The 14,296-nt window shown below is 63.6% G+C and carries 11 protein-coding genes and 1 pseudogene; 4 read left to right on the top strand and 8 right to left on the bottom strand.

Annotated features, from left to right (window positions below; all coding sequences use genetic code 11):
* Nucleotides 1-5: 5 nt before the first annotated feature.
* From AB3X99_RS15550 to AB3X99_RS15520, 7 genes are all read right to left on the bottom strand, one after another.
* Nucleotides 6-758, bottom strand: coding sequence for a peptidylprolyl isomerase (locus tag AB3X99_RS15550; protein WP_069262259.1), 753 nt, complete (start codon nt 756-758; stop codon nt 6-8).
* A gap of 48 nt (nt 759-806) precedes the next feature.
* Nucleotides 807-2,192, bottom strand: a complete 1,386-nt coding sequence (locus tag AB3X99_RS15545) for an HlyD family efflux transporter periplasmic adaptor subunit (RefSeq protein WP_342948363.1) — start codon at nt 2,190-2,192, stop codon at nt 807-809.
* 22 nt (nt 2,193-2,214) lie between these two features.
* The gene (locus AB3X99_RS15540) at nt 2,215-4,140 is read right to left on the bottom strand and encodes an FHA domain-containing protein (RefSeq protein ID WP_368617422.1); all 1,926 of its coding nucleotides are present in this window, start codon (nt 4,138-4,140) and stop codon (nt 2,215-2,217) included.
* Nucleotides 4,141-4,254: 114 nt separating this feature from the next.
* Entirely contained in the window at nt 4,255-5,643 is a 1,389-nt protein-coding gene (locus AB3X99_RS15535) for an efflux transporter outer membrane subunit (RefSeq protein ID WP_368617585.1), read from the bottom strand.
* Between the two features lie 207 nt (nt 5,644-5,850).
* Nucleotides 5,851-6,120 carry a hypothetical protein gene (locus tag AB3X99_RS15530; protein ID WP_069262261.1) on the bottom strand — a complete coding sequence of 90 codons (270 nt, stop codon included), beginning with the start codon at nt 6,118-6,120 and terminating at the stop codon, nt 5,851-5,853.
* Nucleotides 6,121-6,443: 323 nt separating this feature from the next.
* On the bottom strand, nt 6,444-6,869 hold the full coding sequence (locus AB3X99_RS15525; RefSeq protein WP_368617421.1) for a DUF4399 domain-containing protein: 426 nt from the start codon (nt 6,867-6,869) through the stop codon (nt 6,444-6,446).
* A gap of 51 nt (nt 6,870-6,920) precedes the next feature.
* Entirely contained in the window at nt 6,921-7,346 is a 426-nt protein-coding gene (locus AB3X99_RS15520) for a DUF4399 domain-containing protein (RefSeq protein WP_069262263.1), read from the bottom strand.
* Between the two features lie 527 nt (nt 7,347-7,873).
* On the opposite strand from AB3X99_RS15520, the pseudogene AB3X99_RS15515 reads away from it, so the two are divergent.
* The 4 genes and pseudogenes from AB3X99_RS15515 to AB3X99_RS15500 form a co-directional block, all read left to right on the top strand.
* Nucleotides 7,874-9,001, top strand: a pseudogene (locus AB3X99_RS15515) (formylglycine-generating enzyme family protein); the annotation flags it as partial.
* 36 nt (nt 9,002-9,037) lie between these two features.
* Entirely contained in the window at nt 9,038-11,767 is a 2,730-nt protein-coding gene (locus AB3X99_RS15510; protein WP_368617420.1) for a xanthine dehydrogenase family protein molybdopterin-binding subunit, read from the top strand.
* The gene (locus AB3X99_RS15505) at nt 11,764-12,285 is read left to right on the top strand and encodes a (2Fe-2S)-binding protein (protein ID WP_069262265.1); all 522 of its coding nucleotides are present in this window, start codon (nt 11,764-11,766) and stop codon (nt 12,283-12,285) included. The genes AB3X99_RS15510 and AB3X99_RS15505 overlap by 4 nt, the downstream gene beginning before the upstream one ends.
* Complete coding sequence (locus AB3X99_RS15500) at nt 12,213-13,298, top strand: hypothetical protein (protein WP_368617419.1); 1,086 nt, start codon at nt 12,213-12,215, stop codon at nt 13,296-13,298. Before AB3X99_RS15505 ends, AB3X99_RS15500 begins: the two co-directional genes overlap by 73 nt.
* Before the next feature lie 11 nt (nt 13,299-13,309).
* Here the strand turns inward: AB3X99_RS15500 and AB3X99_RS15495 are convergent, their stop codons facing one another.
* The gene (locus tag AB3X99_RS15495; RefSeq protein WP_342948262.1) at nt 13,310-14,251 is read right to left on the bottom strand and encodes a flagellar brake protein; all 942 of its coding nucleotides are present in this window, start codon (nt 14,249-14,251) and stop codon (nt 13,310-13,312) included.
* Nucleotides 14,252-14,296: the final 45 nt, after the last annotated feature.

Genomic DNA, 14,296 nt, shown 5'->3' with positions numbered 1-14,296 from the left:
CGCGCTCAGTGCGCGTCGATGATATGTTCTTGTGCGCGCTCCGCGAGCCATTCTTCGCGCAATAGCCGCCGCACCTCGGACGAGACGTCCGCTTCGAGCGACGCCGGATGCTTTGCCGTCACGCAAAAGATTTCGAAGAACGAGCCGTCCGGCGCGGGAAACGGGCCGAGCAGGTCGCCGACCTGCGCGTTGAACACCTTCGCCTCGATGTCCGTCTTCAACGACCCACGCAATACCTTGCCGATCACGCCGCCGCGCTCGCTGGTGTCGGCAATCGAATGCTCACGCGCCATTTCGCCGAACGCTTGCGGCTCGTCCTCGAGAATCGACATGACCTCGCGCGCCTTGCCTTCCGAGTCCACCACGATGTGGCTCACTTCGATGCTGTCGAATTTCGGCGAATTGAGCTTGAAGTAGCTTTCGACCGCCTCGTCGTTGCAGATCAGGTTGAAGGTCTTCTCCTGATAGAGCGTGTCGGTAATGAAGTGCTCGAATTCGTCGAGGCTGATACCGAACACGTCCAGGTAGCGATTCATGTCCGCCGCGCGGTGCAGCCCCCGCACGCGGCGAAACTGGTCGGCGCGTTGCTGGATTTCGTCGGGCTCCACCTTTACGCCCATTTTCTTCGCGGCGATGACCGTGAGCCGGTCGCGCACCTGCTGCTCGACCAGGCTCTCGAACTGCCCCGTGAGTTTCAGCACGCGGATGAAATCTTCCGTGTCGATCGCTTCGTCGTCGATCCGTACGATTGTCGTCATTGCGTTCCCCTGATTTCCGATTCCCGAAATCTGAACTGGTGAATATCTTCAGCCAGCGACCTGCCGGAACGGGTCCAGCGCGAAATCGATCAAGCGCCGCTCGCGCACTACGATTTCGGCGGTTGCCGTCATACCGTAGCGCAACGGATACGTCGCGCCGCCAATCGAAAAATGATCGCGCGCGAGACGCACGCGACCCTCGTAAACCGGTTCCTTCGTCTGCACCTGCGGCTTCGTGGTTGGCGAAATATATTCGAGCGTGCCGTCCACCACGCCATAGCGCTGGTACGGAAACGCGTTGAACTTCAGCTTCACGGGCAAGCCTTCATGCAGGAACGCGCGGTCCTGCTCCGCAATCGCCACCTTCACGACCGGGCGCGCGTTGGCCGGCGCAATGCCGCCTAGCGGCGTGTTCGCCTGGATCTTGTCGCCGGGCTGCGTCGTCGTCACGTCCGTGATCACGCCCGAGACCGGCGCGAGCACGAGCAGGAAGTTGTCCTTGTCGATGTTCTCGAAGCGGATGCGCGCCGCGGCGTCGGCGGCAAGGCGCGCGGTTTGCACCTGCAGGCGCAACTTGTCCTCGGTATTGGCGATTTCGCGCTCCGTCGCGTCGTATTCGATGCGCAGCGACGTGAGCTGCCCGGCACTGCCTTCGAGCTGCGCCTTCGCCTGAGCGAAGTCGTGGCTCGTTTGCGCCTGCAATTCGCTGAGCCGCGCCTGCGCGATCCGGTAGTTGTTATCGGCCTGCAGGAACGCGCTGCGCTTTTCCTCGACCTGGCTTTGCGAGACCCCGCCGCCGCCGGGCAGCGCGAACAGCCGCTCGTATTTGTCCTGGTCTTCCTTCGCGAGGTCGCGCACGTGGCGTGCGTTGTCGATATTGCCGCGCGCTTCGTCGAGCTGGGCGTTCTCGGCCTGCTGGAGCTTGCTCGTGCCTTCCGCCACGCGCGTTTCATGCAGATGCGTTTCCACGTCCATCTGCGCCTTGAGTGCCTCGGCCTTGCGCTCCATGAGCGCCTTCTTTTCGGGGAACGCCTTCCAGTCGCGCTCGGCGTCGTCGAGTTTCAGGCGCGCGTCGAGCGCGTTGGTCGCCGCCTGGATCGCGCCGCGTGCATTGATGCGGCCAATGACGTCGTCCTTCTCCACGGGCTGACCTTCGGCGATGTAGATATCCACGAGTTCCCCATCCACGGGCGCGTAGATGCGGCGCACCTCGGACTCCGGGGCAAGCGCGCCCTGCGCGCTCACGATGACGTCGGCGCGGCCGACGAACGACCACAGGAGGCCGCACACCACGAGCGCCACCATCGTGATGATCGTCGCTTCGATGAGGCGCCACGGACGCGCGGTGAGGATCGCCACCCCTTCCTCGCTGTGGTCGCCCAGCGCCTCGCCGAGCGGCCGCGGCGGTTCGGGCGCGGCATGCCCATCATGCATGCCGAGCGCCTTGCGCAGGCGCTCAATGAGCTGGCGCGGATTCACCATGCCCTCCCGCTAGCGCAAGCTTTTCGAGCGCGCCCGCATGGGCCGCGAACGGCGGCGTGGCGAAGTGAGCGGCGGCCAGGCGGTCGTGCACGGCCTGCACATGGCCCGCATGCGCCTCGCTGTCGATCTGCTGATACTGGTCGACGTCGGCGCGCACAGCATCGAGCCCTGCGAGGCGCGGATAACGCTGCGCATAGTCGCTCAGCATCGCGGTGAGCGCGTCGAAGCGGTCGCTCGCGAGTGCGCTGTCGATTGTCTGCTGGATGCGCTCGAGCGCGGCTACATACACCGAGTCGTCGCTCTGCAGCTTGCGCAGGTGGCTGAGCGAATCGGCATACACGGCGGCAAACGCCGGCACGTAGGCCGAAATCCGGTCGAATGCACGCTGATGCTCGCCGGGGTCGTCGTTCCAGCGGCTCGTCAGCGCATGGATCGGCGCCTCGTCGCGATAGATGCGGATCGGCGCCTGCGGGCCGCCCCGTCCCTGCACGAACGATTGCAGTGCGCCGATCCAGCCGATGTTTTCCACGAGCGACGCGGCGTCCGGGTTGTGGCGCGCGAGCGTACGCATGTCCTCCACGATGGCACGCGCACGGTCGAACGCGCGAGCGTTGATCGCGGCGACCCAGTCGGGCACGTCGGCCTTGATGAGCGCTTCCGTCCCCATCGCGCGCCACGTGCTGTCGTTCGGGTGGCGCGTGAGATATTGATCGGCCATGCGCGCCGCGCTTTCGAACTGTCCGCTCGTGAGCAACGCCTGCATGTCGCGCTGCGGCGCACCCTGGAAATAAGTGAGCGCAACGAGCGCGACGATCACGGCAATCGCGCCGCCGCCCCAGCGCGCGAACGCGCCCATGTTGATCTTTCCGCTGCCGCCCAGCGCTTCGCTCAACTCACTCAGGAAGACCTCGATCCTGCCGCGCCGGCGTCGCGCGTCGTGGCCCGGCTCCGGCGCGGGTTGCGGCGCATCGGGATTGATTTCGTCGTCCTGGGCAGGCGCGGGCGGCGTGCAGAAAATATCGAGAAACGAGTGCGCGCTGCCAATGAACGTCGTGCGGTCTGCATCTTCGGCGAGCACCGAGGCGCGACGCTCGCGCGTCGCCGTCACGGTGGCATCGCTTCCACTCGTGCTTTCGAGGCCAACCCGGTAGACGAAGTGCTCGCCGCCAAAGGCGATCCGCTGGCCGTCTTCGAGCTTGACCGCATGATCGTCGAGTCGCTGTCCGTCAAGGAACGTGCCGTTGGTGCTGCCCAGGTCTTCGACGTACATCGCATCGTCTTCGGCGTAGATGTGCGCATGACGGCGCGACAAATAGTTCACCTGATGCGGATACGCGTCGTGATACTGCGAAAAGGTCTCGTCGGCCTTGCTGACGAGGAACGGAAAGCTCGTCACGACGATCTGCTGCAAACCCAGATCGGCGCGCACCGGCGTGAGCGTCACCACGGTCGCCCGCGCAGGCGCCCGCACCGTACGCGGCGCGAAGCTCACGCGAAACGCGAGCGCGCCGGCAAAGCTGAGTTCGTCGCCGTCTTTGAGAACGTGAGGCTTCTGGGTGACTTCGATGCCATTGACCGCCGTGCCGTTCTTGCTGCCCAGGTCGGCCACGTAGGCCGCCGCGCCCTCGCGGAAGATGCGCGCATGACGGCGCGAGACATCGACCACGACCTCGGGCTTCGCCTCGGCAAAAGGCGGCTGGGTCCGCCCGACTGCGAAAAGATCCTTGTCGATGCGGATCTCGCCCAGCTCTGCATGCGATATCGGCCGCAGCACGATATCGAACGTTCGGTCGAGCGATGTCTGGCTCTCGGCAATGGAAGCGGCGTCAGGCACCATGATTCCGCCAGCGATCAGCAGTTGTGAGCCGGGACGCGCGTGGCGCAGGCGCCGCGTGCGCACTGACTCTCCGTGTGGAGCCGCGCGCCTTGTACATGGCGATCGGGGTGTGAGAAAAGTGTAGGCGACTGTTGGCTGGAGTCAAACAACTGACGCGGCCCGCTGCGACCAGCGCGCTCACTTGACGGGTGCTGCCGACACAGCGGAATTCGAGGCCACGCTGGCGACATCGACGTCGGGCCAGCCGCCGCCGATTGCCTTGTAGAGGGTGACGGTGTCGCTCAGGATCAGTTCATGATTGGACAAAAGCGACTGTTCTGCGTTTGCGAGCGAACGTTCGGACTCCAATACTTCGAGCTGCGACACCAGCCCCTCCTTCAACTGCGCCTCGACCTGCGCCGCGACGGTGCGCAGCCGCTCGTTCTGCTGCAGCAGTTCGATGCGCTGCTTCTTATGCGCGTCGAGGTTCACGAGCGCGTTCTCGACTTCTTCGAACGCCGTGAACACCACCTGGCGATACTGCTCTTCGGCGACCTTGCTCTGGGCCTCGGTCGTCTTGATGTGGGCATGCACGCTGGGGTCGAACATCGGGAAGTCGATGCTCGGCATGAAGCTCAGCGTGAACACCTTGAATAGATCGGAGAGCGAGAACGCGGCCGTACCGGCGCGGCCCGTGAGACTGATGGTCGGCAATTGCGCGAGCCGCGCGGAACCGACTTCGTCATATGATTCGAGAATGCGGTACTGCGCGGCCACCACATCGGGACGGCGCCCCAGCAGCTGCGCGGGCAGGCCCATGGGCACGTCCGGCAACTTCACGCGCTCGCGCAACTGGCCCGACGGCATCTTGAACTCGCCGGCGGGCACGCCGACCAGCGTGGAAAGCGCGTTTTCGGCGGTATCGCGCTCGCGGTGCAGTTCGAGCAGTTCGTTCGTGACGCCATTGACTTCCGCGCTCTGGCGCAGCACCTCGGTCTTGGGCGCGACACCGTTTGCGTACATCTGCTGGTAGATGGTGAGAATCCGCTTGTTCCGCCTGAGCGTGTCTTCCTCGTCGCGGATCTGATCGTCGAACTGGAGGATCTGGAAATAAGTGCTCGCCACTTTCGTAACGAGCGTCAAATAGCCTGCGCGCCAATCCGCTTCGCTAGCGTGATACTCGGCCTTTTGAGCCTGCACGCTTTTTTGGACTTTGCCCCAGATATCGATGTCCCAGTTGACCTGAGTGGCGACGTTATAGGTCTTCGAGAGCGCTAGCCCCGTGCTCTTCTCATAGTCGATACCCGCGCCCGCGTCGACCGTGGGAAGTGCACCGGCCTGCACTTCCCCGATCTGCGCGCCGGCTACGCCAATGCGCGCCGCCAGCACCCGGATATCGATATTGCCCGCAATCGCCTTTTCGATGAGTGTATTCAGGTAGGGATCGTCGAACTCTGTCCACCACTGCGGATTGACCGTATCGGCCGCGGAAAACGTGCGGCTCGTATGCGCCCAGGCGTCCTTCTCAGGCATGTCCGGGCGCCGATACGCAGGCGTGCTCAGATCCGTGCAGCCGCACAGCGCCACGGCACACAACCCGGCCGCTCCGACGACGCGGGTCAGCCAGCGCGACGCGCCGCGACATACGTGCGCGGCGGACGGCGAGAGCAGTGTGTTCACGATCGACTCCTTAAGGGAAAGGCGGCGAAGGACGCGACGAAGAAGCGGTGTGCAGCGGATGCGGTGGAGGGCGGCGCCGTGGAGGCGGGTAAGCCTCCACGGCTGGCAGCACGATCAGAAGTTGATCGTGTTGTGAGCCGTTTGCACGGGGTTAGTCGAAGCGTGGAGGTTGTTCACGAACGCCACGTCGTTGCCCGTGTTGGACAGGATGGTGTTCGTCTGGCCGATCAACTGCGATGCGGAGAAGTTGGTGGAGTCGACCTTCACGCTCGGCATCGTCGGGTAGCAGACGGGCCACAGGCCCAGGCCGCCGCGCACGGCGCTCATTTCACGGCGGTCGAGTTCTTGCGCGACGCTCAGGTCGGCGATCATCAGCTTGCTCATGGCAGTTCTCCAGGAATGGATGCAACACTGTTGGGATTGTGAGCTGCATGGTTGCGGGCTCGGGTCCAACAAGGCATGAGGCGTGCCAGATGCACGAGTGCGCGTGCGCACGGCGCGCATCGCCCGTCGCATAAGGACTGTTCTGGAATTCCCGGAGTCTCACGCGCGGCGCGTGGCGCGTGCGCGTCGTGCGTGGTGATGGGCGCGCGCCAACGCGTCGATCGGCTTATGTTGGCACGCTACGAACACTGTTTGCTGGGGGAACGTGAAAGCGTCGCAAACGTTCGAATCATCCCGCAACATTCGCGGTCGATTCGTATGGATCACTTAACGTAAATGGTGATCTTCTTCGAGTACACCGGCGGGTTGTGCGGCACGTGGTGGGCGTCGCCCATCAGCAGCTGCAGCGTATGTTTGCCTGGCGGCAACTGCAGCATCGTTTCGGTCTGGCCGGCGCCGAAGTGAAGGTGATTGCGATCGGATGGAATGGGCTGATCCATCGGCGGCAAGTCCGTATCGACGAGCAGGTGGTGGTGGCCCGTATTGGGAAACTCGACTTCCGCGGGCGCCACGCCCATGTTGCGCAGGCCGAACCAGACGCGAAATGGCCGCCCGGCCGGCATGACCTGGCCGTCGTTGGGCCAGCCGATATAAACGTGCGCGTTCGGGTCGACCGGCGTCGTGCCTGCTTGCGCCGCACCGCCCGCGAACAGCACGAGGCTGGCAGCAAAAACGAGGAACCTCTTCATGGCGTGCACTCCCGCTTCTTTTGCGCTGCGGCTAAAGCCGGATGTCCTTCGCTACTTGACCGTGACCGTGATCTTCTTCGAGTAGACCGGAGGATCGTGCGGCACGTGATTGTAGTCGCCCATCAGCAACTGCAGCGTGTGCTTGCCCGGCGCAAGCTCGACCCGGGCTTCCGTTTCGCCCGCGCCGAAATGCAAATGATTGCGATCCGACGGGATCGGCTGATCGAGCGGCGGCAGGTCCGTGTCGATGAGCAAGTGATGATGGCCCGTGTTCGCCTTGTTGATCCCCTTGGGGCAAACGCCCATGTTGCGCAGGCCCATGCGCACCCAGAACTTGCCGGTGGGAATCGTCGCGCCGTCGGGCGGCCAGATGATGTAGACCTCCGCGCCGGGCGGCGACGGGGTGCGCTCGGCAAACGCGAGGCGCGGCATCAGAACGGCCGCTGCCAGGGCCAACAGGGTTGCTCTTCGTTGCATCTTCGTGCTCCTTGTTCGGCAGACGGCGCGCCGCTTTGGAGTTCGGTGCGTGTTCTACAGCTTAGGACGGATTCAAGCGGACGGAGATAAATCGGCGCCGCGCGTGCGGGTGCCACCGAGTTACTGCATCGCGCGGCGTGCGTGCTATTTTGTAGTTGTGCGCAGGCAGTGCCTGTGCCGGCGGCGGCCCGCGTTTCATGCGAGCGCGGCTGGCGACTGCAGCGGGGTAGCGCACCGTCGGCATTGAAAGGCGATGACGCCTGGGTATGCACCCGGGTTGGCACCTGATAGGGAGAACGAACATGTGGCGGCTAGTGTTGCCTGTGTGCCTCTTGATCTCGCTAGGCCTGACTTCGACGCTACGTTCGGCCGCGCCGGCAGCGCATGACCGTTCGGCTCCGGCACGCGAGCAGCCGCGTCTCGAGCCGCAAGCTCCTGGCCGGTACGCAAGCGCCCACGCCGGACATGAGCGCCTCACCGCGGCCGGCGCAGCGCGGCAACGCTATGGCGTCGCGATCGTGCGCGTTGGCCTGATGCCGAAAGACACCTCCCAGGAATACGAAATCACGTTCTGGAATTCGATCAAGGACAGTCAATACGCGAGCGACTATGAGGCGTATCTGAAGGCCTATCCGAACGGACGCTTCGCGCCGCTCGCGCAGGCCCGCCTGACGCGTTTGCGTGCGGAGGCATCGAAACCCGCTGCAGCCTCCGCCACGCCCGCTGCTTCCACCCCGCACCCGGCTAACACCCCCGCGGCCGCCGCTCCCACCCCGGCACCCGCGCCAGCGCCTCAGGCAAAGACACCGCCGCCCCCACCCGCGCAGACCACGGCAGCGCCCGCCTCCGCACCGCCGGGCGCCGCGACGAACGCGGCAACGGCTGCAGCTGCGGCGGCAGTTGCTGCCAAGGGCAATCCGGCCATTTCGAAGCCGGGTCCACACGACATTCAGGACTGCCCAGCTTGCCCGGTGCTGGTCGCGGTGACGCCCGGCAACTTCACCATGGGCATCGACACCGACGACGCCTCGGAGCGGCCCGCGCACCACGTGACGATCAGCCATAGTTACGCGCTCGCGAAGTATGCGGTGACGGTGGCGCAGTGGAACGCGTGCATTGCCGCGAGCGCCTGCCCGCGCCTGTCGAACGAGAACAACGCCTCGCCGAACGCCCCCGTGCGCGACCTGAGCTGGGACGACGCGCAGCAGTACGTGAAATGGCTTTCGAAGATCAGCGGCAAGCCCTACCGCCTGCCGACGGAAGCGGAATGGGAATATGCCGCGCGCGCCGGCACCGAAACGCGCTACTGGTGGGGCAACGACATGCGCAAGGGCACGGCGAACTGCAAGGACTGTGGCCCGCCGTGGCACGTCGAGGCGCCCGACGACGTCGGCTCGTTCCCGGCCAATGCGTTTGGCTTCTACGACATGGCCGGCGGCGTTTGGGAATGGGTCAGCGACTGCTGGCACAACTCGTACAAGAACGCGCCGAACGATGGCCACTCGTGGGACGAGCCCAACTGCCAGACGCGCGTGATTCGCGGCGGATCGTGGCGTGACGGCGCGGGCTATATGCTCGCCGCCACGCGCTTCAAATACGACAGCAGCGTTCGCTACGAAGCCAATGGATTTCGCGTAGCGCGCGACATGAAATAATGCAGATCGCGCTGCGGGTCTCGCCTGGAGACGCACATGGCTTGCGATGTTCCGATCACTCGCCGGACATTCCTCAAGGCCATGGGGAGCGGCGCGGTCACGATGTCAGTCAGTTCCATCACCGCGTTCACGGCCGCCAGCCCAACCGTACCAGGCGCGACGCGCGCCCACTCCGCACTACCGCCGCCGAACGGCACACCCGACTGGGCGCCGGAGCCCGGCAAGGCGCGCTGGCGCATCGAGGGCGTGAGCAAGGTCACGGGTGCGAAGATCTACGCGCGTGATTACAAGGCGCGCGACTTCGAAGGCTGGCCGAAAGAAGAAAACTGGCTATATGCGCTGAGATGCAATTGCGTCGACAAGAATTTCGAAGGCTTCGATCTGAGCGTATTGCCGCGCAATCTTCGCCCGATCGCCGTGGTATCCAACCAGACGTTGAATGACAATCGCATCTATCTCGCGGTCGAAAAGGATCCGGTCGCTAGCCAGGATATCTATCTTTTCGCGCAGAAGGGCAAACCTGCCAATTGCTACGGCCAGCCCGTCGCCTTGTTGATCTTCGAAGACTTCGATACGTATCGCCGCGCAAAGAAACTGCTCGATTTCAACGAGTCCGTGATCCGTTACGGCGCAACGGTACCGGAAAGCGCCATCACCACTTTGTATCCGTCCGCGTCCAAGGTTTATGTGCGCGACGACGCGAGGTCGTTTTCGAACCTCCAGCGTAGCAGCCTCCCCTTTGAGAAGTTCACCAAGGCACGCGACAGCGCAAGTAAAGAAATTTACGATCTGGCCAGCGCCAGGGTCGACAGCAAGGCCTGGCACCAGTTCGATGGCGCCTTCAGAACGCCCGCAATCGATCCCGTCTTCATGGAACCGGAGTCGGGACTCGCGTGGTTTCAGGCGGATTCCGGTTGTCTGAACCTGGTGCTCGGCACACAATCGCCGCGCGGCGACTGCATATCCGCATGTAAGTTGTTCAAGGACAGCAATATCAACGTCAAGCACGTTCACGTGATCAGTTGCTACCCAGGCGGCGGATTCGGCGGCCGCGACGAATCGTATTTTCCCGTTTATCTCGCGCTCGCCGCGCCCTTCGCGAAGGGGGCGTTGCGCTGGCAGCAATCGCGCTATGAACAATTCCAGGTCGGATTGAAACGCGCGAAGACGGATTTCACGGAGTCCATCTGGCTCGACGAGAGCGGCAAGCTCCAGGCGCTCGTCAGTTCCTTCAGCTTCAATGGCGGCGCCAAGGAAAATCTCACAGGCCCCGTTGGCGACCTTGCTGCCATGAGCGCCATGAGTTGCTACGACATTCCGCGCGCCATTGCGCAAAGCTCCGTGAGTTATACGCCCGCGTTGTTCGGCGGCTCGCAGCGCGGCTTCGGCGGTCCTCAGGCTTACCTCGCCATCGAAACGCTCATGGACGAGGCCGCCCAGGCGCTGCACAAAAGTCCATTCGACATCCGACGCACTAACCTGCTCCGCAAGCAGCACGGCAAAACGCTCACTGGCGCACCCATTCTGTTCCGTCTGCAACTCGCCGAGCTGCTGAACCAGCTTGAGGCCCACGAGTTATGGCGCAACAGGGAAAGCGTGCGCGCGCAACGCCACGCGCTCGGCTTACGGTATGGCGTTGGGCTCGCCATGTCGAACCAGGCCTACGGTACCGGCAAAGACGCCGTATTCGCGATGGTGCAGATTCAGCCGAACGCGGGCCTGCATGTGCTCACGCATTACACGGACATGGGCAATGGCGCGGCGACGACGTTGGCCCTGGCTCCTGCGGCGTGCCTTGGGCAGAACGCGCAGAAAATCACCATGAACGAAGTCGAGGCGTTTCAGATACCGGGTTTCGATTACACAAAGCTGGGCATCCTGGATGCCACCGGAAGCAAAGCGATCTCGGCCCCCTTCGGTTCTTCGAGCGCCTGCCTCGGTGCGTTCCATCACTTTCAGGCCGTAGATCGCGCCGCGATGGTGTTGATGCTGCAAAGCGTGCTGCCTGCCGCACGCGCAATATGGAACAGCCCGCACATCGAGCGGCATGACCTCACGTGGACAAATGGCAAGCTGACCGCGGCCGGTCACCCGGCAATCAGCTGGCCCGCGTTGCTCGACGAGATCAACCGCCAGCAGTTGCCTACCGTGGCCGCCGCCCATGTGACCTATGCCGGCGGATTCTGGAGAAGCCGGTACACGTTCGCCTCGGGCGCCGTCGAGATGGACTGCGACTTCATAGCCGTTGGCCCCGATACGCACCATCTCGAGGGCTTGCCTCACGGCAAGTTGCTGCCGCCACGCGATACGTTCAATTTCGGGCGCACGAACTATGCGCCTTCGGCAGCGCTCGTCGCGGTGTCCGTGAACCCCGAAAGCGGCCACGTAAAGGTCGAAGAGGTCGTCACGACACTCAGCGCCGGCCGCCTGATCTGTCCTGAAATCGTGCAAGGCCAGTCGCAAGGCGCGGTGGCCATGGCGATGAGCAATGTGCTGAGCGAAGCGTGTCCGCTGGGCAATCACGGCCCCGGCGACGGCACGTGGAATCTCGACCGCTACCTCATCACGCGCATGACCGACGTCCCGCGGCAGGAACTGATCGCGCTGCCGCCGCCGGAAGGGGACCATCACAGTGCGCGCGGCATCGGCGAGGCCGTGATGTGCCCCATTGCGCCGGCACTGCTGAATGCGCTGGCCATGGCAACCGGGCATCGCTTCAGGGAAACCCCCGTCACGCCCGACAAGATACGCGAGGCCCTGCAGTGAGCGAAGCCGACGTCAAGATTCACGTGAACGGACGCGCCGTGACGGTACCGGCCGCCGATACCGACATGAGCCTCGCCGAATTCCTTCACGAACGCCTGGACCTGACAGGGACCAAGGTGTGCTGCGGCATTGGCGCGTGCCGTGCGTGCACCGTGGGCCTGCGCAGCAGCCAGGACACGCTGATGGAGAAGACTCTGGCGTGCGTCACACCAGTAAGCGCTGTCGCGAATCAATATATCTTTACCGTGGAGAGCCTCGCGGACGGCGACAGGCTTTCGCCGCTGCAGCAGACTTTCCTCGAATCTTTCGCGTTTCAGTGCGGCTACTGCACGCCCGGCTTTCTGATGGCCGCGACCGCCATGCTCGAACATGTGAAGGCGTACCGCATCAGCGGAGACCAGCTAGAAACGGAAATCGACACCTGGGTGGGCGGAAACCTGTGCCGATGCACAGGCTACGTGAAGTATCGCGAGGCGATTCGCAAAGTCGCGCAAATGCAGATGAAAAGCGGAGGATGACCATGTCTGTCCGCGTCCGCCTGTTCGCTCTGTGCTTCCTCTTCGCCGTGCCGCTTGCCGCTTTTACGCATGAGCAGACCTTGCTCGAATACGCCGATCAGTGCGTGAAGGAAATTGGCGAAATCCCGCCGTTCAACTGCAATGACGGAACGGATATTCCCATTACGATCGATGGAAAGCCGCCCGGGCCAAACGAGTCCCCGACGCGATGCGACAAGCCTTCATTGCTGAGTCCAACTTCGGAAGCAAAAGGTCAATGCATCCCGTTTTCGAAGGTCCTGAATCTGTCGCGCGGGAACACGCAAATTTCCGCGTACTGCCGTCGCGATGCGCTGCGCCCCGATAACGACCCGCACTATGACGGCGTAGTCGTCGTGATGCATCACTCAGGCAACGGCAAGACCTGCTGGTTCGAGGCGAAGCCACAACCGAAATCGCAAGCCAGCGTGTCCGCGAGTGGTGGATTCGTGGCGACCCGCGTGCCGCCGCCGAACGAGAGAAAGCCACCTGCAGGACACACCTCCGCAGTCGAATTCTGGGCGACACCCGCAGTGGTCGCCTCCGAAAAGCCCACCTGCCTCCAATGCCACGACGCAGGCCCCTTCATCTTCAGCCCGTATATCGGGCAAGTGTGGGACAAGGTGCCCACCGACCCATGGGGTAAGTATTCGAGCATCGGGCAGGCTTTCTCGTCGTTTCACCTCATGACGATGAGCACACCGGGCAACACCTGCATTGGCTGTCACCGCATCGGCAGCGAGCAGAGCTGCACCGCCTTTCTCGGGCTCTCTGTGGGCAATCAGAAAGCGCCTGGCAACGACCGGCTCGCCAACAGCTATCCATGGGACCACTGGATGCCGACCGACAACGCCATGAGCAATGAACAATGGGACAAGGCAAATCTCGCGTCGGTCAAGGCCTTGCTGGACTGCTGCAAAGACGCGGCGCACAAGGACCCGAATTGCACGTTCACACCCATGCCTTCGAGTTCGAACAACCGGTCATTGCATTGAGCGCGCCCGGTTCAGGTCGGCATGCCGGCCCAGTAAGACACGGCGTCCTGCCGATCGAACACGAACGTCTTGAGCGCGACCTGGCTCTCGGGAGAAAGCGTGTCGAATTCGAGTCCGTGCAGGGTGAGTCCTGCCTGCGGGTTATCGGCGCGCAGATTGCGAATCACGGCGACGGCCTGGAACGTCGCCCCGACGTTCCCCGCTTCGATCGGAAACACCACGCATATGCGCTCGCCGACCTCGCCGATCTTGCGCCCGGCGGCGAGCGACATCCCCAGCACGCTGATATCGCAGCCAATGCCGAGCCGGTCCAGTTCCGAGCCCGTCAGGTCCACGCCATAGCGCACCGCGAGTTGCGTGCGCACGCGCACGGCCCGGCGTTCGCGCAGCCGGCGTATCGTGCCCGGTTCGGAGAGCACGAGATAGCGGAACGGATGCGTGCAGACCGCCTCGACGGTGCAGACGAGCCAGAACACGGCTTGTGTTGCGATCGCAACGATCTCGACCTGTTCGCCCTGAAACGGCTCCCACGCGGGTTTGGCCGCGGCGGGCGGCGTGACGAACATCGCGCCGCCGGGCCGGAAACCGATCAGCCGGCACGGCAGCATCTCGCGCCCCATGCCCGCCTGGCTGCGTATGCCTAGCAGCGCGCCAATGGCGAGATTCATGTCGTCCAGCGTCAACGGCCCTTTGCCACGCTCGCCACGGTCGGCCAGGCTGTCTTGCGTGCTCGCTAGACTCGCCTCGTCTGCCGTGTTGCGATAAGGCTGGAAGTGCGCGAAGAGGAAGTCGCGCTGCTCGCCGTTCAGCATCCCGCCTTGCGGCAGCAGCATCGTTCCATCATGGTGAAACACCGCCAATGGCAGCGGCGTTTCGAGGGGCAACTGCCCGGGGTCCGCGAGCAGTTCCAGCGTTTTAGACGCAGTACCGCTGCCAGGCTCGTGAAGGTGCATGACCGATAGCGTGTGAATTTGTTGGTTTTGTTCGATGCTGCATTG

This window comes from Paraburkholderia sp. BR10882 (genome assembly GCF_040948855.1).
GTDB lineage: Bacteria > Pseudomonadota > Gammaproteobacteria > Burkholderiales > Burkholderiaceae > Paraburkholderia > Paraburkholderia nodosa_A.
This window is presented reverse-complemented; position numbering and strand designations above follow the sequence as displayed.